Genomic DNA, 22,413 nt, shown 5'->3' on the forward strand with positions numbered 1-22,413 from the left:
GAGGCAGTTGTTATATGCTGCCTCTGAGTAGTTTTCTTAGTTGTTGACAGGAATGGTAATGCCTCTAAATAAGAAATTTATTTTTCGAACCGGACATTTCGAAAATCGTCAGCACCTATAACAAAATGATCTATTCGATCTTTTTCTTTTCCTCCAAACTGAAAGATTGCCTGGTTATCAGGTGCATAAAAAGTATGTGTTCCAATGGGAATGGTTTTGATGCGAATAATACCCTTAAAGGTGACAATCAAATTTTGCTTTTTGACTTTTACCTTCATTCGGCTATGTGTCTCTTTATTGGTGTAGCTACCTGTATATTTCTTTAGTTCAGCCGTTTGTAGAGTAGGAGAGGGATTCATTCGAAAGTGGGTAGTATCATTTTTGAATTTTTGGTGGAGTAATACTTCTCCATTTTCCGAATGAGAGAACCAGATGTGAAGGTACAAATCGGGATCGCCAACTTTTGTCACAAAATGATTATTTCCAATACCCATTAATTCGTGTAAGGACTTATTGGGTCTGAAAGCCAGATATACTTTTTCATCTTTTATCAGAATCTGTCTGAATCGATAGCGGTTTTTCTTACTGATGCCTTCATAGTTACTGAGTTTATCTTTAAAGAAGTTTTTATCGATAGGAAGAAATTGATAAGGTTTTCTAACTGTATCAGTAGGCTGAGGTCGGATATTTAATATCAGATCCGCCAGGGCAAAGGCTTTTCTTTCTGTATCATCATAACGGGAACTATTGGCAAGACAAATAATGCTTAGGTGTTTGTCAGGAAAACGTACCATAGAAGCTGTATATCTGTAATCATCACCTCCATGCCCAATTGCAGCATTATTGTGATACGAATGGATATTTAATCCAAAGGCATAATGAATGGTATCGCCATTATTGAGTATGTAAGGAGTTTGCATGGTTGATATAAGTTCCGGATCTTTTTGGCCTAACCGATTATCCCAAAAGTTTTCATTCCATAAGATCAGATCATCAACTGTCGTGATTAGATTGTGATCACCTACTATACCTCCATCTATAGGTGATTTTCGCTTGAATTTTGTCGGATGTTTACGTCTGGGTTGATAGGGAACAGCTCGTGTGGATGGTTCGCCAGATACTACATCATTAAAGAACGTATGATTCATCTGAAGAGGTTTGAAAATATACTGATCTGCAAATAATCGTAATGACATTCCGCTAATCCTGTGTACAATCTCACCCAGTAATACATAGTTTATATTAGTATAGGCATGTTCATCGCCAGGCTTAAAATTCAGATCCTGTTGATTTGACATCAGAGAAAGCATGTTAGCTGTAGTATTGTATTTTTTTCGAATGTTTCCTTTCAGATTTATTTTGCCTGATAATACCGCCAGTACATATGCTTCCCGTAAACCACTCGTATGTGTGAGCAAATGTCTGACAGTCACTTTCTCTTTCAACTTAAATTCAGGAAAGAATTTGCGAATATCATCGTCAAAAGAGAGTTTACCTTCTTCTTCCAACAGAGCTATACACATGGCGGTAAACTGTTTGGCTACAGAGGCTACATTAAATGTGGTTTGAGGTGTATTGGGAAGATGCCGTTGGATATTCGCCATACCATATCCTTTGAGTAATAGCACCTTTCCTTCTAAAACTACTGCAACCGAACCACCAGGGCAATCTGATTTATTCCAGTCAGAAAAAATAGAATCAACTCTATTTTCCGTAGTTTGGAACGTAAATGAAAATGTATTTTGAGATATACAAGGACATGAAGCAACCAGAAACAAGAGCGAGAATAAGAGAGCTTTTTTCATTCGTTTTTTTGAGCGAAACAATAGAAACTCTCTTTTCAAATCTTCTCAAAACTGGTTTTGAGAGTTAATTTTTAACTTTTCTGCTTTCAGACTGTATAAACTCCTTAGGTGTCATTTGCGTCAAAAGTTTGAAAACACGTTGAAACGTTGCCTGAGAGCTAAATCCACAATCCAGGGCGATTCCTGAAATAGTCATGTGTTGATTTTCGCTAGCCAACAGGCGTTGTTTAACTTCATTAACACGATACTCATTTACAAACTCACTAAAGCCTTTCTGTAAATGTTGATTGAGAATAGATGAAACTTGTCTTGAATTTAGGGAAATATGATCTGCTAATTTTGCTACGGTGAGATCTGGGTCGAGATAAAGTTTTTCGCTTTCCATAGCTTCCTGCATTTTTTGTACACAAACAGCAATTTCATCAGGTGTTAATGTGTCCAGAGAAGAAGAACCTGCTTTGACGGTTTCAAGATACACTATCTTGGTACGATGATACCCTGCAAAGCTAATCCAATAAATAAGAATGACGAGTAAAATTTCTGAAGGGTAGTAGTGATTATCGTTGTAAGTAGGCCATAGAAATGGTGAAAGCACTGTTGCTATCCATACAACACCTAATACAAACATGGTTAAAACTAACAATTTTATCCATCGGTATACCGTAGGTAGTGGCTCAGAGGAATCCTTTTGACGAATCAACCTGGCTGTATATACAAGATATACCCAGAATATAGCCACACTAAAAGGTTCTGCAATCGTCGCCTGCCAATGATCTATTTTCTGAGCAGAAAAACCTGGCTCTATAAATCGCTCCTTTTCGAGAATAAAATACAGTATTAGACAGCAGCGGAGGCCAAATTGTATCAGTACAGGAGCATAATACCAGATAATAGGTTGTGGTATTTTTTGTTGAGGATAAAAGATTGCATAAACATACAGATACAAGCTGGGACCAAGAGCAAATATCAGTGTGAAAGGAAAAAGGGCAAAAAAGTAAGAATTTATACCTGAACTCCAGTTGAATGTTTCAAAACCGTTGTATACAAGCACCGCTACAAATATTCCCAACGATATGCTTTTTAATCTGTTTTCGTCTTTTGAAAAAAACAAAATAATACTTACTAACAATCCCTGTATAGCACCGAATAAAATAAGTAAATTGATAAGGCTTAGATTTAATGACATAACTATGCTGGTTATCAGTCAAAAGGAGCGGAAAATATTGTGCTGGTTAAGTAAAAATACGTAACTTGAATCAGAACCGAAAACTTACATTTTTCCAAACTCACTATAACTCTAATTCTATGAAAACGGTGACCCGACGCGAGTTTATACGAGTTTCTTCCGGAGTCCTTAGTGGATTACTAATTACTCCATCTACTGCTCTCTCCTTCCAACGGATACCTCCCAGAATTCAGTGTGTGACAACCAGCAAAGAGGCATCTTTTATGGGTGTATCACTCATTCATGAGCATATTTTGGTAGATTTTATAGGAGCAGATAAGTATAATCCAAATCGATGGTACAGGGATCAGGTTTTAAAGAAAGTGTTACCTTATTTGCAGGAAGTAAAAGCTTTGGGGTGTCAGACTATTGTAGACTGTACACCCGCTTATTTGGGAAGAGATCCACTTTTGTTAAAGTTAGTCTCACAGGCGACAGGTATACAGATTATCACCAATACAGGATACTATGGTGCCAGACAGAATAAATTTCTACCAGCTTTCGCATTTACAGAAAGTGCAGACCAACTGGCAAGCCGATGGGTGAGAGAATTTAAACGGGGAATTGATGATACAGGAATTAAACCTGGTTTTATAAAGATAGGAGTAGACCCAGAACCTTTATCACCTATTCATCAGAAGTTGGTACAAGCTGCTGCACGAACACATTTAAAAACAGGAATGGTTATCGCTTCACATACAGGACCTGCTATACCCGCTTTTGAGCAGATGGAAATATTACGCAATGAGGGTGTGCATCCACAGGCATTTATCTGGGTACATGCACAATCTGAACCAGAAAAAGAAAAATACATTGAAGCTGTGAATGAGGGAGCCTGGGTGAGTCTGGATGGGGTGAGTGATCAAAATGTAGATGAGTATCTGCAATTGCTACTCTTCATGAAAGAAAAACAACTATGGCACAGAACACTGGTTTCACACGATGCCGGATGGTATCATCCGGGAGAACCTAAAGGTGGGGAATTTCGTCCCTTTACAACTATTCATAAAAAATTGCTTCCCCTTATGGTACAGAATGGATTTACTCAAGTTGAAATAGATCAGCTTCTCAAAGTTAATCCAGCTAATGCATTTGCTATACGTGTAAAACCTTTGGTCAAATAAAAAGACAAATGAGCTCATTTGTCTTTTTTATTGCCACTTATAGTTTCTGAAGGCTGGTTGATATAAACGGTGCGAGGTCCTTCTCTTCCGTCTTCAGCATACATCTCACAATAGATTCCTTCAGGCGAATGGGTAATAGCTGTTATATAAGGAGTAGGCTTATTACGATAAATTAACCGGGAAGGACGTAGGTTAAATTCATAACCTTTAATGGCTGCGGACTGATACGCAGGCTGAGGGTCTTTGTATAGAAATCCTATCTGTTCTATTCCTGGCCTGAACTGCATAGAATCCATTCTATGAACAGTGCTTGACGGAATGTTCAATGCTTCCGGAACTGCCATGATAAGTATATGGTCTCCAACTTTCATTTTGCAATAAAGATTGTTTCTCTTTAAAATTTCACCATTATACACATCCTTGAAGAAGTTGATGTTTTTTTCCAGATTCTCAACCAACAACATCACATGGTCAATGCCATATAAAGTTTCTTGTGATCGTTCCCGATTACGTTGTATGATAACAATACGGGTGTATTCTGGCCCCCATATCATTGCAGCCTTGGAGGATTCTCCCGGAATATCAACTTCGGTGGATATTACTTTTATACCTTGTGTTTCCAGTGACTTCAGTGAATATTTAATGCTTTCTGTACGTAATGCTAGCCAATGTACACCATAGGTAGGTGGTGTTTTTGCTGAGACTTTTACTGATGTTCGTTTCCAGCGGATAGGATCTTCCTGCATATACATACCCTGATAAGGCCCACGAGGTGAAATAGCTATAGAGGCTTGTTCTGGTCTTACTTCAAGATAGTCGATAAACGAAAGAGGATTTTTGTCTGGTCTTGCCAATGGCTTTGCCTGAAAGTGCTTGACAAAAAAATCTTTGGCTGCTTTGGGATCATTCACAAAATAGTGAATATTATCCAGCATGATTGGAGGTGTTTCCGGTTGATCTGTGGGTATAAAAGCACAGCAAATCAGTGTGAACACAGATAGCACGCCCAGCTGATAAAGTCTTGGCAGAGACATAACGCAATGTCAGAGGTAGAAGTGGATAATATTTACCAGATAATTTAAAAGTATAGATTAGTCCAATATAATGCTAATGTAATAAATATTCATAAAAGTGTATACTGAACACTTCTTTTAATTTCTTTTATTGGTAGTATATCCGAAGTTTGGTAAACAAAAAAAGCCTCTTTGGAAAAGAGGCTTTTCATATAAAAATGTATAACATGTTGGTTTATAGCTCGAAGCCAGAACGATATGTTCTCGATACATATTGATTTAAATCAGGCGTTCCAGGGAACTGCATATTGGCAGAATCCCATGTTAGTTTTTGGCCTGGCATGCGTAAAGCCATTACTCCCAATAACATAGTTTCAGTAAGTGGACCTGCATAATCAAACGGACAATTAGCCTTGCCATTTCCTTTACAAGCCTCAGCCCAGTTTCGCTCATGACTCATTCCTACTCGTGGAAAGAGTTGTTTGGGGGCTTTAAAATCCTGCATTTTTGTAGTTGGCAGCAGACGTGGCTTACTTCCATATGTATCATGCATAAGTTTTCCCTTGCTCCCTATATAAAGTACACCCCCTCCTCGATCTATCTTTTCTTCAGGTAAAAGTTCTTTCGGTCTTTCTGGCAACAGTCCACCATCATACCAGGTCAAACGAACTGCTGGCATTTTACCTCTGGCTGCAAAATCATAATATACAATAGAGGCTACCGGATAGGTTTGTCCATTAAACTGAGAAGAAGAGGCTTCTACATGTGTGGGTGCTCCCAACCCTAGTGCCCATACAGGGTGATCTATCAGGTGAGCTCCCATATCACCTAATGCGCCAACACCATAATCAACCCATCCTCTCCATTTGAATGGATGGTAGGCTGGATTGTAGGTTCGTGGTTGAGCTGGTCCTAAAAAGAGATCCCAATCCAATGTAAGAGGAGTGGCAGGAGCATCTGTAGGGAATGCAATACCTTGTGGCCAGATAGGTCGGTTGGTCCATACATGAACTTCTGTAACTTTACCAATCATATCTGCAGCAATAATCTCATTGATTAAGCGAGCGTCGTCATTGGAGTGGCCTTGATTTCCCATCTGGGTAACAATTTTAGGCATTGCCTTCGCCAGTTTGGCAAGTTCCCGAGCCTCATGCAATGTGTAGGTTAATGGTTTCTGTACATATACGTGTTTGCCAGCTTTCATTGCGGCTACTGTTTGTACTGCGTGTAAGTGGTCTGGAGTGGCAATTACGACTGCATCTATATCTTTTTGCTGCTCCAGCATTTTGCGATAATCCTTATGACGTTTGGCATTGGGATAGGTTTCGTATGTTTTGGCTGCATACGCATCATCTACATCACATAATGCTACAATATTTTCGGTAGGTGCCAGATTGCGCAAATTAGCAGCCCCCATACCCCCTACACCAATTCCGGCAATATTTAATTTATCGGATGGAGGAATAAATCCTTTTCCTAATACATGCCTGGGTACAATCATAAATGAAGATGCTGCAAGTGCAGAATTTTTCAAAAATTTTCGTCTGCTGTTTGAGTGATCTGTTGTATTTTTTTTCATGAGTAAATGGAAGGGAGATAAACGTATGAATAGAAAAGTAAGTAGATTAGCAAACTAAGAGGAGATATACCCATTAGTTTTACCTTATTTTGTCTTTGAAAAGTAAAAATATTTCGCATTTTAATCAATATTGTTAAAAAAATATTTCTATTTAATAATCTATCGGTTATACTTGGTAGCTAGATTATTAGAGATTTCTTCCAAAGAAAATGATTTCTTTCCGGGCAAAACTCCTACTGTAGATACATTCAAGCAATACAATCCTTTAAAACCACCTTTTTTAATTTAACACTATTTTTTTCTTATGAAGAAAATTATACATTATCTTCTTACACATATTCGTCAAGATTTTACGATAAAAACATATGGATTGGTTACCCTATTTCTGATAGTTTGTATTTCGTTTAATTATTATGTAGATCTGGAGGACAGCATAATTGACAGTTATGTGGGAAGACCACAACGTTACTTATGGTATTTTCTTTTGTACAGCTTTGCCTATTATGGTACTATTGGAATTTTACGAATAACCGGACAGTTAGCTGAAAAGTCTCTGGATAAAAACTTTTGGGTATATAGTTTATTTGGAATGCTTGTTCTTAGCATAGAACCAGAATTTTCGTATTCTGTTGGTTCGTATGTGAGCAAATTGGATAATAATTTATATTACTGGAATTACAAACTAGCACACGAATTAGCTCCATTAGTATGTACATTGATTCCGTTAGTGCTGTTTTATACATATTACCGTCCTCGTCCTGAAACTTTTTATGGCCTTACTACTCATAAGGTTGATTTAAAGCCTTATTTTATTATGTGGTTGATTATGATACCTCCTATTATCTGGGCCTCTTTTCAACCGGACTTTCTGGCAACCTATCCTACGTATAGATCTCCATTACCTGATGAACAGTTGGGTTTACCCAAAGGTATACTTGCATTTATTTATGAACTAGCTTATGGCTCTGCATTTGTGATGACAGAGTTAATTTTCAGGGGGTTTCTGGTGATTGGCATTGCAGTAATCATTGGGAAGGAAGCAATTTTACCTATGGTTGTTACCTATGCGTTTTTACATTTTGGTAAACCATTAGGGGAAACTATTGGAGCTATTTTTGGAGGATATATTTTAGGAGTTATTGCTTTGTATAGTCGAAATATATGGGGTGGGGTAGCTATTCATTTAGGAGTTGCCTGGCTGATGGAAGTTGCAGCCTGGATTCAGAAAGGATTGAAATAAAGCCTGCTTGTCTAACTAACAGGCTTATTCTGACAGTTATTTAAACAGACGAGCTGCTTCTACTGCTTTTTGCCAGCCTTTATAGAGCTTGGTTGTTTCCGTAATTGGCATTTGTGGTGTGAATGTGTTCTGAGCCTGCCAACGTTGGGCTATTTCATTCCTGTCTTTCCAGTAACCAGTTGCTAAACCTGCCAGATAAGCCGCTCCGAGGGCAGTAGTTTCATTCACTACTGGACGAACAACGGGTACACCCAGGAGGTTACTTTGAAATTGCATGAGGAAGTTATTGGCTACTGCTCCTCCATCTACGCGGAGATTTTTTAATTCAATACCGGAGTCTTGTTGCATAGCATTGAGAACATCTTTAGTTTGATAGGCTATTGCTTCTAATGTTGCACGTACCAGATGTTCACGTTGTGTACCTCGGGTCAATCCAAAAATAGCACCACGGGCGTCACTATCCCAATAGGGTGTACCGAGGCCGACAAAAGCAGGTACAACATACACACCATCATTGCTGGCAAGTGAATACGCTTGTTTTTCACTGTCGGTAGACTTTTGCAATATCCGCAAACCATCTCGCAACCATTGAATAGCTGAACCAGCAACAAAAATACTTCCTTCCAATGCATACTCTGTTTTTCCTCCAATTCCCCATGCAATGGTTGTGAGTAGTCCATTTTGAGAAGAAACCGCCTTTGTTCCTGTATTCATTAGCATAAAACATCCTGTTCCATAGGTGTTTTTAGCCATACCTGCTTCAAAACAGGCTTGCCCGAATAACGCTGCCTGTTGATCTCCTGCAATACCCGCTATTGGAACTTCTTCTCCTCCAAAAGCAGCCGTTGTGTATCCATATACCTCTGAGCAAGACCGTACTTCAGGTAATATAGATTCAGGAATTCCAAATAGATTCAATAACTCTTGATCCCATTGGAGGGTATGGATATTATACAACATTGTTCGGGATGCATTAGTATAGTCGGTGACATGGGATTTTCCACGTGTCATTTTCCATACCAGCCATGTATCAATTGTTCCAAATAATAGTTCTCCATTTTCTGCCTTGGCTTTTGCTCCAGGTACATTGTCAAGAATCCACCGGATTTTACTGGCCGAAAAGTAGGCATCTATTAGTAAACCTGTCTTTTGACGTACAGCGTCTGAATATCCTCTTTGTTTCCACTCTTCACAAATACTAACAGTTTGTCTGGATTGCCATACAATAGCATGATATACGGGCTCTCCTGTATTTTTATCCCAGAGTAGGGTAGTTTCCCGTTGATTGGTGATACCAATAGCTGCTATCTTTTTGGCTGTTAATTTCGAAAGTAATTCACCTATGACAGAACCGACTGAAGTCCAGATTTCATTAGCATCATGTTCGACCCAACCAGGTTGAGGAAAGTATTGTTTGAATTCTTTTTGTGCAATGTGAACTATGTTTCCAGCCTGGTCAAAAGCAATGGCACGCGAACTGGTTGTGCCCTGGTCTATAGCAAGAATATACATATTTTATTAACTGGGTTTAAGTATAATGGTACTCAGCTTATCTGAAAAGCTAAGTGAATGAGACAAAAGTGTTAGGTATATATATGGAGGGTAATATAAAAATATTATTTGTGCTTTAACGAGGATATATTGTAAATTAATTAGTGGTGATGAGAAAGATTTGGACCAAGAATGATTTCTGTCAGAAAAGAAGAGAGAGGTGTAACAGAAAGTTTTTATAATTTGCAATGGGTTGATTATCAGTTTTTCTTACTAATACAAGAGCTGCTAATTATTTTTCTAACTATTTAACACACTACACCCATGAAAATTGCTTTTTTTAGTGCAAAGCCTTATGAGAAATCGTTTTTTGAGGAGGCCAATCATTCCCACCAGTATAGCTTGAACTATCTGGATATCCCATTAAACGTTCATACAGCTAATCTGGCCAAAGGAGCAGATGTTGTTTGTATTTTTGTAAATGACAAAGCAGATGCCAAGGTTATTAAAGTTCTTGCACAAAATGGTATACAATTAATTGCTTTACGCTGTGCAGGGTATAATAATGTAGATTTATCTGCATGTAGAGAAGAAGGTATACAAGTAGTTCGGGTGCCAGCTTATTCTCCCTATTCAGTTGCTGAACACACCATTGCATTGATACTGACACTTAATCGCAAAACACATAGGGCATATAACAGAGTGAAGGAAGGTAATTTTTCATTGGATGGTCTGATGGGTTTTGATCTACATGGAAAAACTGTGGGTATGATAGGACTCGGGAAGATTGGATTCATTACCGCACAGATACTCAAAGGATTTGGATGTAGAGTATTGGGATATGACATTGCAGAAGACAAAGAGGCTAAACAAATAGGAGTGGAGTATGTTTCCCTGCAAGAGCTTTTGCGGACTTCAGATATTATTTCTCTGCATTGCCCCTTAACTCCACAAACGCATCATATCATCAATAAAGAGACAATTAGTCAAATGAAGAAAGGCGTCATGATTATCAATACAGGGCGGGGTGCGTTAATTGATGCGAAAGCAGCCATTCGAGGGCTAAAAAATGAACAAATTGGGTATATGGGTCTTGACGTATATGAGGAAGAGGCAGATCTGTTTTTTGAAGACTTATCAGAAAAGGTGATCAAAGACGATGTTTTTATGAGATTATTGACATTTCCTAATGTACTTATTACCGGGCACCAGGCTTTTTTTACACAAAATGCGATGCATAATATTGCAGAGACAACTTTGCAGAATATTCATGAGTATGAGCAAAAGCTTCCTTTGACGAATCAGGTAAAAGTTTGAGGTACATTGTACCTCAAACTCAAATAATAACAGAAAGCACCTACGCCATAGCAGTGGTAGCTACATGGCTTTCCTGATGACGCCACATTTCCTGAAATACATGACTACTTGTATACAATTTGTCAAATGATCCTTCATCTACAATTGATCCGTTTTGCAGAACATAGATGTAGTCAAAATAGCGTAATAAGTGCAGACGGTGCAGAGAGGATATTACTGCTTTATCTGAAAATTCTTTGAACAGATTTTCATAAATCTTTACTTCTGTTCTTGGATCAATGCTACTTGTCGGTTCGTCCAGTAATACAATATGGCTGCTTTGTGCGGCCAGAATACCTCGGGCCAATGCCAGTCTTTGTTTTTGTCCACCCGAAATATTGACACCTTTTTCCTGAATTTGTGATTCCAGGCCATTTGGAAGGTTTTTAGCGACTGATGCAAAATGTGCTCCTTCACAAACTTGCCATACTTCCTCTTTGCTGAATGGCAATCCCAGAGTGATATTATATTCAATGGTATTTTCAAATATTTCGGGCTCCTGAGGGAATAAGGTCATTGTATTCGTTAATGTTCCCCATTCGTTTTGAATATCTCCATTAATGGAAACCTCAAAGCCTGGCTCCGGCTCATACAGCCCACGCAATACTTTGAGTAACGTACTTTTACCACTTCCACTTTCCCCAATGAATGCAATACGTTGACCACGTCGTATCGTCAGATTGATATTCTGTAGTTTCTGTGGTGGCTTTTGCCCCTTTTGAATTACATTCTCCTGATGCGTGAAATTCAGATTGGAAATATCTATCGTGTGCCAGTAATCAGGCATTGCTACCTGGGCTTCCGGACGGTGTTGGTTTAAATACGTAACACTGATATCTTTTGCTGTCTGAACGTCAGTATTGTATTGTATTACCTGAGTATATTGGTATGCAACATCATGAAAAACACTGGTGAACTGATTCACATACCCAAGAAGAGTTACAAGGCCGCCTACATAAAATACTTCGCCTGGAGTCCAGTTTTGATAGACATAGCCAACTGTAATAATAGCATAGGTGACAGCAACCAATGTATCTGCTGAAAACCATTTCCATTCATTGATAATTACATTCCGGCGAAGAGGAGGAAGAAGATCTTTTACTTTGCTCATTAATCCGTCTTCCATGCTTTTCTCCAGTCGCAAAGTAATCACTGTAATAATATTGGATAAACTGTCAAACAGGGTAGACGAGACTACATGCTCTTTTTCGTTTACTTCTTCCAGCGTTTTAATGAACGGCTTATCAAATTTGAAAATAATCCATACCGTAATGATACCCAGTGCTACGCCAATTCCTCCAAATATGGGTGAGAAATAGAGCATTGCCGCAAACGAAAATACGAATTTGGAAAGCGCATTCAGGTATTGAAAACCCCCATCAAAGAAGTTTTTAAGTGCTTCGTATGCCTTGCGAATACGATTGATAGTTGATCCACTATGGTGATCCTGATGCCATTTGATAGGCAAATGAAGTACCTGATGATACATTTCCTGTAGAAAGTTACGGCTTAAGCTAAACGCCAGTTGCCGTTCCATAACACGTGCAGGGCCATGAAGTGACCATTGAAGGAGCTTTATCCCAATATACACTGCGGCATAAAAGCCTGCATACTCTAAAACACGTGTTTTGTCATGTTGGATTTTATTCACAAACCAACCAAAGAAGATTGGATTCAGGGCGTTGAGCAGGTTAGATAAGATAAACAACGCATAAATAACGAGAAAACGTTTCCGTTCCTGACGCGCATAGCTCCATGCTGTGCGAATGAGTGATAAATAAGGATTCAATTTGGATAATAGCTAGTTAATCTACAAAGAAAAGGATGGTTTATAAGACGTGTGTGTAACGTGGTATATGACTTTTTAAAGGTACAAAATAAAAACGTGTCGGTTCTTCATTTTGTTACACATTTGTCGCTATAGTTTTCAGGAAAAAATTACATTTCTGTAATTTAATCTGAGCAAACAACCAGCTAAAATCCTTATTGGTAAAAATCGGGGAAATTAATTATACAATGGCAGTTTTTAGAAAATCATTTAAAGGTTTTATTGCCTGAAATACCTCAACACAACTATCCTTGAATGTTTTTTTATTGAGTTCTGCATCCGTAATCCTACATGAAACAGTAAAACTTTTTAGTTTAAGCCATTCAATATCAGGATGATCGGAGGGATATCCTTTGGGTGATGTTTTTAATTTTTCCTCTTCAGAGAAGTCTTTGAAGAATTTTTGAAAAGTTGCATTATCTATAATCTCATGAAGCTTATGCCCATTATAGTCTATTTCCTGACGAATTTTTTTTAGTTGATCGGCTGGTGGCATCCAAAGCCCTCCTGCCAGAAAAGACTCACCCGGTTGTATATGTATATAATACCCTGGCCAAACCAGACTTTTGTTTGCATTCGCAATCCATGCACCGTAGTGGGTTTTGTAAGGGCTTTTATCTTTTGAGAACCTAACATCCCGATAGATTCGGAATACACAGCTTTTGGCTTCCAGTTCTGATAGTTCAGGTTCAAAAGGTGCCATGGCTGCCAGTATTTCTTTCACCAATTGAATAAATACAGAACGGCTTTGTTCATATTCATCTTTATGTTCCTGAAACCATTCACGTGTATTGTTGTCTTTAAGGTGATTGAGAAAGGTTAAAGCGGTTTGCATGATGTAAGTGGTGACAATTTTTTTAGGGCAACAAACTAAATAGTAATTAAATAAAAATTGCTTAGAGTAATGCTAAGCTTCAATAGCTTCTACTTCGTTCCATCGTCCATCCTCACGTATAAGTTCAATTAGTTCATCCAACGCTTTATCAGACGGAACATTCTTCTTCACTACGTTCTGACCTCTATATAAGGTGATTTTTCCAACCCCTGATCCCACATATCCATAATCTGCATCAGCCATTTCTCCTGGTCCATTAACAATACAACCCATAATGCCAATTTTTATGCCTTTCAGGTGATCCGTTCTTTTTCGGATCATGGCAGTTACATCCTGTAAGTCAAACAATGTACGACCACAACTTGGACAGGAGATATATTCAGTTTTACTCATCCGAGTACGAGCTGCCTGTAAAATACCGAAGGCAGTCTGGTTCAGAAACGAAAGCTTCTTTAAGAGATCTTCTTTGGAAGTCAGATAGGTTTTCTCTGTACCTAGTAAAATCCCATCTCCCAAACCATCAATCAGTAATCCGCCTGCATCTGTGGACGCATATAATAATGTGTTTTCTTCATTTTCCTGATAGTCTCTTCTAAGTACTACAGGACAGGTTATTTTTTCTTCCAGTAAAAAGAAAAAGAGTCGGCGTAAGGCCGCCATTGCATGAGCATTCTCAGTCTTAATCCACAACACTATAGTCGTATCTGTTTTCAGTAATTGAATAAACTCAGGCTGCCACTCCTTGTACGTCAACGTCACGAAGTTAAGCATCGGATGTTTTTCTGTAGCCTGAAGATAGTCCAATCCATTAAAAAGAGGATACGTATTTAGTTTATCATCTATAGCTTGCCAGGTGGTTGCATCTAAAATCTGACGGGAACCATTGGCAATCATAAATGGAATGGGTTGTTTGCCTGCATATATATAGTCGGCTCCCAGATCGTTCATTTTCCATTTGTCGAGTAATGGAAGATAAAAGTGTCCGATTGATTTCAAATCCTCCATCTGGACATCTGAAACCTGAGAAAAGTCGGCAATGACACGTGGTACATTTTGTCCACCAAAGTTTACTACTTCGTGTGTATGCCTGCGAAAATACTGATAAGGGTTAAGAAGAGTTTCAGTATGATTAATTGTAATTGGTTTGATCGGTTTTGCATTCTCGGCCCTACGTGTATATCTGTCAATAAGAGCCTGCGCTACTGGAGCTTCTAATTCTGGTGCCTCTGTAAGAGAAACACGAACCGTATCACCCAAACCGTCCTCCAGTAATGTTCCAATACCTACTGCAGACTTAATACGCCCATCTTCAGCTTCTCCGGCTTCTGTTACACCCAAGTGTAAAGGATAGGGCTTAAGCCCTTCTTCTGCCAGTTTCTGAACTAGTAGTCGGTAAGCCTGAACCATCACCTGTGTATTGGAAGCTTTCATGGATATGACAATATTGTAGTAATTCATATCTTCACAAATACGCAAGAACTCCAGCGCTGATTCTACCATACCCAGCGGTGTATCACCATATCTGCTCAAAATTCTGTCAGATAATGAGCCATGGTTGGTGCCAATCCGCATAGCTGTACCATATTCTTTACAGATTTTCACCAGTGGGATAAACTTCTCCCGTATACGTTCCAGTTCTGCCTGATAGGTGACATCTGTATACTCTATGGTTTCAAACCGTTTCTTATCTGCATAATTTCCTGGATTAATGCGTACCTTTTCTACCAGTCGGGCGGCTAATTCCGCAGCATTGGGTGTAAAGTGAATATCTGCAACTAAAGGCACTGTGTATCCACGCAAACGAAGTTCACGTCGTATATTACCTAGATTTTCTGCCTCTTTAATACTGGGTGCTGTAATCCGGACATATTCACAACCAGATTCAATCATTCGTATCGTTTGTTCTACAGAACCCATTGTATCCATTGTATCAATAGTAGTCATAGATTGTACACGAATAGGATAATCGCTACCCATTGGCACATCTCCAATATTGACAGTGATAGTTTTGCGACGTTTATATTCTGTCAATGATTCGCAATACGAAGGATTAAGTATGATAGAATTTTGCTGTGATGTCATAGATTATTGAAAATAGTCACACAAAAATACATAGGTTTTGTGTAAGTGCAGATACTTTTGTAAAACGAGTTTACCATTCAAAATGTTCAGATCTTAATTAATATCTCCCAGTTGAGGGCGAAGTACTATTTCTTCCACTACTGTATTTTTAGACAGGCAATGAGTGCTATATATTGCTTCTGCAACATCTTCGGATTTCATAAATCGATCTGGTGGGAGTGAAGTTCCTTCCCAACTGGCTGTAAGAGTGGCTCCTGGTAGTACTGCTGTAACGCGTATCCCTTTATCTTTTAATTCTTCTCTTAATACTTTGGTCATGCCATACAACGCAAACTTACTGATGCTGTAGGAACCTCCATTGGGGTAAGCAATGATACTGGCGATAGAGCACATAGTGAAAATATGTCCGTCCTGTCGTTTGATCATTGGCGGAAGTAATGCTCTGCTCAAATAATAGGCAGAGTAAAGATTGGCATCTATCTGAGATTCCAAGGCTCCTTCTGGTTCATTGTAAACTTGTCCCGGTACAAAAAAGCCACTGTTATTAACCAGTACATCCACAGGACGGTTTAACCAGTTAATAAAGTCTGCAAATTGTAGAACTTGTTCCTTTTTTGACAAATCTGCACATTGCCAGAATAATTTACTTTGCGTAAAAGTAGATTCAAACTCTTGTTGCAAGGATAACAAATCTTTTTTTGTACGTGCACATGTAATTATATCAAAACCATTGGCTGCAAACTTCCAAACAATGGCTTTTCCAATACCTTTTGTGCCCCCAGTTACAATTAATAATCTATTCATAAAGTAAGAATATACCTATTTTAGGATCAGTACCCCAAAGATAGAATATAAAAATGCATAATCCGTTGTTGTAGTGGTTCAGTTATGCTTTGGTTTTCTTATTTTCTCTTTATTCCTTTGCTCTTGCTTTTATAAAGCAGAACCAGGAACAAAATAAAGGGTAAAAATTGTACTTTAGTTGCTGGAAGGTAAAGTATAAGTAAATAATTTAACTCTTGAGGTATTTTCATCAGAGTAATTTTTTCAATTTTACGTATCAATCATTTTTATTATTTCAAGAAACAGGTAGTTATGTATCTTCTCTCTCAGTTTGGTAAGTATTGTTTGTTTATTGCTTCCATGTTCAGGAATCGTGAAAAATTCGGAGTATATGTTTCCCGAATACTGGATGAGTGTATGTTGATTGGAATTGATTCCATTTTTATTGTGGTAATTGTTTCCACATTTATAGGAGCAGTAACTGCATTGCAAACAGTATACAATCTGGTAAGTCCATTGATTCCTCTTACCATTGTGGGAGTACTAGTTCGGGATACTACTATTCTGGAACTGGCCTCCACCGTTATATGTATAGTTTTATGTGGAAAAGTTGGCTCCAACATCGCAGGTGGTTTAGGTACCATGCGTATTACCGAACAGATTGATGCCTTAGAGGTAATGGGAATTAATTCGGCCAGTTATCTGGTTTTACCAAAAATTATTGCTGCGTTGATCACATTCCCAATGTTGGTAATTCTGGCTTCTTTTCTTTCCATCTATGGGGGGTATCTATCCAGCACTTTATCCGGATTAGTTACTAAGTCAGACTATATTTATGGTATCCGATCAGATTTTAATCCGGGTAACGTACGTTTTTCTTTAGTCAAATCATTTGTATTTGCCTTTCTGATTTCTTCTATTTCTGCTTTTCAAGGTTATTATACCAGAGGTGGTGCATTGGAAGTTGGACAGTCCAGTACTAAGGCTGTAACTAATAGCTGTATTGCTGTTCTGCTGGCAGATTATCTGCTTGCTCAATTACTATTATAAGCAGGTTTGAGAAAATATTTTTATGAGGTTATTCAAAACTATACTTTAAAGATAAATGATTGAAGTTGTTGATGTATCCAAGACATTTGGGGATAAAGTTGTACTAGATGGTATTAATGCCCGGTTTGATGATAGTAATACAAGTCTGATTATCGGACAAAGTGGTCATGGAAAATCTGTATTACTCAAATGTATTGTGGGACTTATTCAGCCAGACAAAGGGAAAGTGTTGTACGATGGACGGGATTTTATTAGTGGAGATGATGACACCAAGCGCGAAATCAGAAGAGAGATAGGCATGTTATTTCAGGGCAATGCTTTGTTTGACTCAAAAGATGTGGAAGGCAATGTGATGTTTCCGCTGGATATGCTTACCTCAATGTCCAGAGAAGAAAAGCTGGAGCGGGTCAATTTTTGTCTGAAGCGGGTAGGGCTGGAAAATGTGAATAAACGTATGCCTTCGGAAATTAGTGGAGGTATGCAGAAGCGTGTAGGGATTGCAAGAGCTATTGTCTTAAATCCAAAATATTTATTTTGTGATGAACCCAATTCCGGTTTGGACCCTCTCACTGCCATAAAGATTGATGAACTGATAGGTGAGATAACGGACGAGTACAAGATAACGACCATTGTGGTAACACATGATATGAATTCGGTAATGACTATTGGGGAGTATATTTTGTATATCCATCGGGGTCGAAAACTCTGGCAGGGAACCAGTCAGACTATTACAGATACTACGTCACCGGAATTGCAGGAATTTATTTTTGCCAACCGATTATTGCGAGATGCCAATAACCAAAGAGCAAAGACCTCCTGATTGGAGGTTTTTTTGTTTTTAATAAAACTATAAACTATGAATCTGAACACTTACCGTAAAGAACTTAAAGAAACAATCTATTTAGGAGTACCCATTATTATAGGACAATTAGGGAATGTATTGATGGGAGTAGGGGATACTATTCAGGTTGGACGATTGGGAGCTTCCCCGGTTGCTGCTTCAGGATTTGCCAACTCCGTGTTCTGGCTTATTTCAATTATAGGGATTGGTTCATTAATGGTAGTAGGCCCACAGACGGCTACCGCAAAAGCCCAGGGTAATCAGGCTGAATGCAGACGTATTTTATTATCCGGATTGTATGTGGGTTTATTCTGGGGAATTGTTGTGGCTGGACTGTTCCTTCTTGTATCACAACATTTTGGTTTGTTCAATCAAAAACCAGATGTACAGGCATTAGCTACAGACTACAGTTTCTATGTAGCGTTTTCTGCCATTCCTTTGATGATATATGCTGCTTTGCGTCAGTTCACAGATGGACTTTCCTTTACACGGGTTACTATGATTATTACCCTATTGGGAACAGTACTGGACATTTTTCTGAACTGGGTGTTTATTAATGGTAAACTGGGAGTACCAGCCATGGGCTTGAATGGGGCTGGGATTACAACCATAATCTCCAGAACTGTTATGGCTATAGGACTTGGTGTATATATTGTAAAGGATAACATTTTTAAACCCTTTATCTCGGTACAGTCTGAAAATTCGTTGATACCCTTACTGGTCAAACTGATACGCTTAGGATTACCGGGTGGATTACAGTTGTTTTTCGAAATAGCTGCTTTTTCATCTGCTACTTTTTTTGCGGGTTGGTTAGGTACATTGCAACAGGCTGCACATAGTATTGCACTCAATATGGCATCTGTTACGTATATGGTGGCAGCCGGATTATCCTCAGCAGGTGCAATCAGAGTAGGGCAGGCTGTTGGACTTCGGGACCGGCATAAAATTATCCGTGCAGGAGCTATTACTGTATTTCTTGTTATTTTATTTATGGGTACAGCCTGTCTGACTTTTTTGGTACTGGCTCGTTCCCTAACTTCATTGTATACAGATGATGTGGCATTGATGACAATCACTACTTCGTTGGTTATCATTGCAGGATTCTTCCAGCTTTCTGATGGACTTCAGGTAACAGGATTAGGTATACTACGTGGAATTTCAGATGTGAATATTCCAACTTATATCACGTTGGTTGCCTACTGGATTGTTGGATTACCTATGGCATATGTATTTGCTTTTGTCTTGAAACTGGATATTCAGGGAGTTTGGTATGGCCTTTTTCTGGGGTTAACTACTTCTGCCTTGCTTTTACTCACACGTTTTTACAAACTGACAGCCGCAGCAGATTTTGAGTTTAAATCTGTGCCTCAGGAAATACTACATGGATAGAAGTATAGGTCTATTTTAAAGATAATTATTGCATATTGAACACTTTTTGTGTTCATTCGGGTATTGATTTTCTGAACCATTTAGTATAGGAGCAGGTTTTCCAAGTAATATATATTCATTTCTCCTTCCCAATCCTTTTGTGATATGAGTCGTTTAAAACATTTGCTGGATCTAAGCCCTGTGGTATCTTACTGGTTTCGTAAGAAAGATCCAAATAATCGCCCAAACTTTAATCTTCGCATGATGCATGGTATTAACAAGATTTCTATGATCATGTTTTTGTTGGGCTTAATCTTTATGATTGTTAAAAAGTTTCTGTAACAGATAGATCTTTAGTCTTGGCTGTCCTTCTTCTGTAATTTTCAGGTTATGAATCTTGAGTCTTTTCGTGAGTATTGTCTTTCTAAAAAAGGAGTGACCGAGTCTTTACCTTTTGGTGAAGGTACTCTGGTGTTTAAAGTAATGGATAAGGTATTTGCTTTAACTGGATTTGATAGCCAACCTTTATCTTTTAATATCAAATGTGATCCTGAAAAGGCAATAGAATTACGGGAACAACATAGTTGTGTATTACCCGGATATCATATGAATAAAAAACACTGGAATACAATTATAGCTGACGGATCAGTGAAAGACCAGTTATTGCAGGAATGGATTGACCATTCTTATGAACTGGTTGTAAAAGCTTTGACAAAAGCCAAAAAGGAGGAACTTGCTGCAGTTGAATGAGATAAAAGTATTAATGGGCTACATGTTTTGATACATGGATTTTGCTTGAATCGCTTTCTGTTGAATGAGAAATATGATGTTTAGGATGCTTTGGTTTTTTATCTTCTACAAATAACATTTTCTCATGTAATACATTGATAAAGCGATGATACATTCCTGGCTTATACTGTTTTAATTCTCTGTTTGTTGTAAGCATATGACGGTCAGTTGTATTGACAAAAAGAACACTGACTAAAAAATAAATAAACAGGAATACAAATGAAGGCCCTAATACCAGTAGCAGCTTTATTTGTCTTTTGGAAAAACTTTTCATAGAAGTATGGATTCTAAAAACAAAGCCTCTGTTGTTTCCAGCAGAGGCTTTAAAATTACAAATAAAATTCGGATTATTTTTCAAATCCATAAATAAGCTTTTGTGAACTATTCGGATATTTTCCCATTAGATTGACCATATCATCTGACTGGTTAATAGCTTTTAATAGTTCATCTACATTTTTAACAGGCTGATTGTTCACTTTCATAATAATAAAACCTGGACGAACACCTGCTTCACGAAGTTTACCAGTATAAATGGAAGAAACTTTTACACCAAATTCAACTCCTGCCTTCTTCTTATCCTCTGCTGATAAATTGGCAAATTCAACTCCAAGAGATTCCACAGCTTCACTACGCTCTCTTTTTACGATTGCTGCGTTATTGGATAGACCTTTCAATGTAACCTTTACAGCGGTCTCACTACCTTTGCGGTTAACTAAAACATTGATAACATCTCCAGGACGATGACGAGCAATCTTTTCTTTGATATCAGCAATGGTTCCGATTGAACTCTCATCAATTTTAAGAATCACATCATTTTCTTTCAGACCAGATGAAGCCGCAGAACCACCTGCAATCAAGCTATCAAGGAATACACCAGATTGAACCTTCAGACCATTTTTCTCAATAGCTTCTTTGTCTACCTGACCCAGTACCACTCCCAGGTAAGCTTGTTGTACAGAACCATATTTCAGGATATCTTCTACTACTTTGCTTACCAGATTAGCTGGGATAGCAAATCCATAACCAGCATAGCTACCTGTAGGAGAGGCAATAGCTGTGTTGATACCAATAAGATCTCCATTCAGATTAACCAGAGCCCCACCACTGTTACCAGGGTTAATAGCTGCGTCAGTCTGAATGAAAGATTCTACAGGAACACGGTTTGCCGCATCCCCTTGTAAGATACCAATGCTACGACCTTTTGCACTCACAATACCTGCTGTTACAGTAGATTCCAGTTGTAATGGAAATCCAACTGCCATTGCCCATGAACCGATCTTAACATTGTCAGAGTTGGCAAAGGCTAGTTTAGGAAGGTTGTTTGCAGAGATTTTAATAAGTGCAAGATCTGTATTTGGATCTGTACCAATCACTTTCGCTTTGAAGGAACGTTTGTCGCTCAGGAAAACCTCCAGTTCATCTGCATTTTCAACTACGTGGTTGTTTGTTACAATGTAACCGTCTGAACTGATAATTACGCCAGAACCAGATGCTTTTTGAGGTCCTTGTGGACGCATTTCGAAATCACGGAAACGGCGGCCAAAGAATTGTTCAAATGGATCCATACCTTCCTGATCTTCTCTCTCTCCACGAGAAGCTACCTGACTACCAACAGTAGAACGGATGTTTACAACTGCAGGAACAACCGCTTCTGCTGCTGCCGAAAAGTCTCCCTGTGGATTTTCATTACCAGAAACAACAGATGCATTATGATAGAAATCAGCTGCTTTCTCAATAAATACAGGTTTGTTATCTCCACGATTAAAGCAGGCAAAACCGCCCAATGTTAACATGCTGCCAAGTATGGCAGCAACAAAGATTTTTGCATATTCTGCACTCAACAACTTTTTCATACTTCGGAATTTTTAGACTATTTGAGTTTTGTTAAATAATGTTTTTTGCTGCTATAATAACAAATTTCATGCGTGTCGGATTGTGTTGTCAGTGTTTTTTAACACAATTTAACTAAGCTTAACAATTATTTAGAACTAAGGTTTTGTGATT

At 38.4% G+C, this 22,413-nt stretch carries 19 protein-coding genes; 8 read left to right on the forward strand and 11 right to left on the reverse strand.

What is annotated here, in order from left to right; all coding sequences use genetic code 11:
- Positions 1–77 precede the first annotated feature (77 nt).
- On the reverse strand, positions 78–1,805 hold the full coding sequence (locus QNI15_RS30655; RefSeq protein ID WP_313992934.1) for a serine hydrolase domain-containing protein: 1,728 nt from the start codon (positions 1,803–1,805) through the stop codon (positions 78–80).
- 64 nt (positions 1,806–1,869) lie between these two features.
- Positions 1,870–2,991, reverse strand: coding sequence for a helix-turn-helix transcriptional regulator (locus QNI15_RS30660; protein ID WP_313992935.1), 1,122 nt, complete (start codon positions 2,989–2,991; stop codon positions 1,870–1,872).
- A 119-nt stretch (positions 2,992–3,110) separates the two neighbouring features.
- On the opposite strand from QNI15_RS30660, the gene QNI15_RS30665 reads away from it, so the two are divergent.
- Positions 3,111–4,154, forward strand: coding sequence for a phosphotriesterase family protein (locus tag QNI15_RS30665; protein WP_313992936.1), 1,044 nt, complete (start codon positions 3,111–3,113; stop codon positions 4,152–4,154).
- A gap of 14 nt (positions 4,155–4,168) precedes the next feature.
- Here the strand turns inward: QNI15_RS30665 and QNI15_RS30670 are convergent, their stop codons facing one another.
- Positions 4,169–5,188 carry a VOC family protein gene (locus tag QNI15_RS30670; RefSeq protein ID WP_313992938.1) on the reverse strand — a complete coding sequence of 340 codons (1,020 nt, stop codon included), beginning with the start codon at positions 5,186–5,188 and terminating at the stop codon, positions 4,169–4,171.
- A gap of 214 nt (positions 5,189–5,402) precedes the next feature.
- A complete protein-coding gene (locus QNI15_RS30675; protein ID WP_313992940.1) occupies positions 5,403–6,746 on the reverse strand; it encodes a Gfo/Idh/MocA family protein in 1,344 nt (447 codons plus the stop codon).
- A gap of 304 nt (positions 6,747–7,050) precedes the next feature.
- On the opposite strand from QNI15_RS30675, the gene QNI15_RS30680 reads away from it, so the two are divergent.
- Complete coding sequence (locus tag QNI15_RS30680) at positions 7,051–7,986, forward strand: CPBP family intramembrane glutamic endopeptidase (protein WP_313992942.1); 936 nt, start codon at positions 7,051–7,053, stop codon at positions 7,984–7,986.
- 36 nt (positions 7,987–8,022) lie between these two features.
- On the opposite strand, the gene glpK is transcribed toward QNI15_RS30680, so the two are convergent.
- Positions 8,023–9,498, reverse strand: a complete 1,476-nt coding sequence (gene glpK, locus QNI15_RS30685) for a glycerol kinase GlpK (RefSeq protein WP_313992943.1) — start codon at positions 9,496–9,498, stop codon at positions 8,023–8,025.
- 303 nt (positions 9,499–9,801) lie between these two features.
- Between glpK and QNI15_RS30690 the strand changes: the two genes are divergently transcribed.
- Positions 9,802–10,794 (forward strand): 2-hydroxyacid dehydrogenase, encoded by a 993-nt coding sequence (locus QNI15_RS30690; RefSeq protein ID WP_313992944.1) that lies wholly within the window; start codon positions 9,802–9,804, stop codon positions 10,792–10,794.
- A gap of 40 nt (positions 10,795–10,834) precedes the next feature.
- On the opposite strand, the gene QNI15_RS30695 is transcribed toward QNI15_RS30690, so the two are convergent.
- The 4 genes from QNI15_RS30695 to QNI15_RS30710 form a co-directional block, all read right to left on the reverse strand.
- Positions 10,835–12,622, reverse strand: coding sequence for an ABC transporter ATP-binding protein (locus QNI15_RS30695; RefSeq protein ID WP_314035514.1), 1,788 nt, complete (start codon positions 12,620–12,622; stop codon positions 10,835–10,837).
- Between the two features lie 220 nt (positions 12,623–12,842).
- The gene (locus QNI15_RS30700; RefSeq protein ID WP_313992946.1) at positions 12,843–13,496 is read right to left on the reverse strand and encodes a DUF2461 domain-containing protein; all 654 of its coding nucleotides are present in this window, start codon (positions 13,494–13,496) and stop codon (positions 12,843–12,845) included.
- Positions 13,497–13,568: 72 nt separating this feature from the next.
- Complete coding sequence (gene ispG, locus QNI15_RS30705) at positions 13,569–15,578, reverse strand: (E)-4-hydroxy-3-methylbut-2-enyl-diphosphate synthase (RefSeq protein ID WP_313992948.1); 2,010 nt, start codon at positions 15,576–15,578, stop codon at positions 13,569–13,571.
- 93 nt (positions 15,579–15,671) lie between these two features.
- A complete protein-coding gene (locus QNI15_RS30710) occupies positions 15,672–16,382 on the reverse strand; it encodes an SDR family oxidoreductase (protein ID WP_313992950.1) in 711 nt (236 codons plus the stop codon).
- Between the two features lie 291 nt (positions 16,383–16,673).
- Here QNI15_RS30710 and QNI15_RS30715 point away from each other — a divergent pair, with 291 nt between their 5' ends.
- From QNI15_RS30715 to QNI15_RS30735, 5 genes are all read left to right on the forward strand, one after another.
- Entirely contained in the window at positions 16,674–17,411 is a 738-nt protein-coding gene (locus QNI15_RS30715; protein ID WP_313980594.1) for an MlaE family ABC transporter permease, read from the forward strand.
- A gap of 55 nt (positions 17,412–17,466) precedes the next feature.
- The gene (locus QNI15_RS30720) at positions 17,467–18,231 is read left to right on the forward strand and encodes an ABC transporter ATP-binding protein (RefSeq protein WP_313980596.1); all 765 of its coding nucleotides are present in this window, start codon (positions 17,467–17,469) and stop codon (positions 18,229–18,231) included.
- A 36-nt stretch (positions 18,232–18,267) separates the two neighbouring features.
- Positions 18,268–19,641, forward strand: coding sequence for an MATE family efflux transporter (locus tag QNI15_RS30725; RefSeq protein ID WP_313992952.1), 1,374 nt, complete (start codon positions 18,268–18,270; stop codon positions 19,639–19,641).
- A gap of 144 nt (positions 19,642–19,785) precedes the next feature.
- Positions 19,786–19,962, forward strand: coding sequence for a DUF6728 family protein (locus QNI15_RS30730; protein ID WP_313980600.1), 177 nt, complete (start codon positions 19,786–19,788; stop codon positions 19,960–19,962).
- 48 nt (positions 19,963–20,010) lie between these two features.
- Positions 20,011–20,370: an MmcQ/YjbR family DNA-binding protein gene (locus QNI15_RS30735; protein ID WP_313992953.1), complete on the forward strand. Its 360-nt coding sequence runs from the start codon at positions 20,011–20,013 to the stop codon at positions 20,368–20,370.
- Between the two features lie 10 nt (positions 20,371–20,380).
- On the opposite strand, the gene QNI15_RS30740 is transcribed toward QNI15_RS30735, so the two are convergent.
- Together QNI15_RS30740 and QNI15_RS30745 are read right to left on the reverse strand one after the other, a co-directional pair.
- Positions 20,381–20,683, reverse strand: coding sequence for a hypothetical protein (locus QNI15_RS30740; RefSeq protein WP_313980604.1), 303 nt, complete (start codon positions 20,681–20,683; stop codon positions 20,381–20,383).
- A 73-nt stretch (positions 20,684–20,756) separates the two neighbouring features.
- Positions 20,757–22,262 (reverse strand): Do family serine endopeptidase, encoded by a 1,506-nt coding sequence (locus QNI15_RS30745; protein ID WP_313992955.1) that lies wholly within the window; start codon positions 22,260–22,262, stop codon positions 20,757–20,759.
- Positions 22,263–22,413 lie beyond the last annotated feature (151 nt).

The sequence above is a fragment of the Xanthocytophaga flava genome, from assembly GCF_030068545.1.
GTDB lineage: Bacteria > Bacteroidota > Bacteroidia > Cytophagales > 172606-1 > Xanthocytophaga > Xanthocytophaga flava.

What these genes read in the sequence shown, in the direction of transcription:
- glpK (WP_313992943.1), bottom strand. Translation starts at nt 9,498, where the DNA reads ATGTATATTCTTGCTATAGACCAGGGCACAACCAGTTCGCGTGCCATT.
- QNI15_RS30740 (WP_313980604.1), bottom strand. Translation starts at nt 20,683, where the DNA reads ATGAAAAGTTTTTCCAAAAGACAAATAAAGCTGCTACTGGTATTAGGG.
- QNI15_RS30715 (WP_313980594.1), top strand. Translation starts at nt 16,674, where the DNA reads ATGTATCTTCTCTCTCAGTTTGGTAAGTATTGTTTGTTTATTGCTTCC.
- QNI15_RS30720 (WP_313980596.1), top strand. Translation starts at nt 17,467, where the DNA reads ATGATTGAAGTTGTTGATGTATCCAAGACATTTGGGGATAAAGTTGTA.
- QNI15_RS30710 (WP_313992950.1), bottom strand. Translation starts at nt 16,382, where the DNA reads ATGAATAGATTATTAATTGTAACTGGGGGCACAAAAGGTATTGGAAAA.
- QNI15_RS30660 (WP_313992935.1), bottom strand. Translation starts at nt 2,991, where the DNA reads ATGTCATTAAATCTAAGCCTTATCAATTTACTTATTTTATTCGGTGCT.
- QNI15_RS30675 (WP_313992940.1), bottom strand. Translation starts at nt 6,746, where the DNA reads ATGAAAAAAAATACAACAGATCACTCAAACAGCAGACGAAAATTTTTG.
- QNI15_RS30735 (WP_313992953.1), top strand. Translation starts at nt 20,011, where the DNA reads ATGAATCTTGAGTCTTTTCGTGAGTATTGTCTTTCTAAAAAAGGAGTG.
- QNI15_RS30655 (WP_313992934.1), bottom strand. Translation starts at nt 1,805, where the DNA reads ATGAAAAAAGCTCTCTTATTCTCGCTCTTGTTTCTGGTTGCTTCATGT.
- ispG (WP_313992948.1), bottom strand. Translation starts at nt 15,578, where the DNA reads ATGACATCACAGCAAAATTCTATCATACTTAATCCTTCGTATTGCGAA.
- QNI15_RS30680 (WP_313992942.1), top strand. Translation starts at nt 7,051, where the DNA reads ATGAAGAAAATTATACATTATCTTCTTACACATATTCGTCAAGATTTT.
- QNI15_RS30665 (WP_313992936.1), top strand. Translation starts at nt 3,111, where the DNA reads ATGAAAACGGTGACCCGACGCGAGTTTATACGAGTTTCTTCCGGAGTC.
- QNI15_RS30670 (WP_313992938.1), bottom strand. Translation starts at nt 5,188, where the DNA reads ATGTCTCTGCCAAGACTTTATCAGCTGGGCGTGCTATCTGTGTTCACA.
- QNI15_RS30690 (WP_313992944.1), top strand. Translation starts at nt 9,802, where the DNA reads ATGAAAATTGCTTTTTTTAGTGCAAAGCCTTATGAGAAATCGTTTTTT.
- QNI15_RS30725 (WP_313992952.1), top strand. Translation starts at nt 18,268, where the DNA reads ATGAATCTGAACACTTACCGTAAAGAACTTAAAGAAACAATCTATTTA.
- QNI15_RS30745 (WP_313992955.1), bottom strand. Translation starts at nt 22,262, where the DNA reads ATGAAAAAGTTGTTGAGTGCAGAATATGCAAAAATCTTTGTTGCTGCC.
- QNI15_RS30700 (WP_313992946.1), bottom strand. Translation starts at nt 13,496, where the DNA reads ATGCAAACCGCTTTAACCTTTCTCAATCACCTTAAAGACAACAATACA.
- QNI15_RS30730 (WP_313980600.1), top strand. Translation starts at nt 19,786, where the DNA reads ATGAGTCGTTTAAAACATTTGCTGGATCTAAGCCCTGTGGTATCTTAC.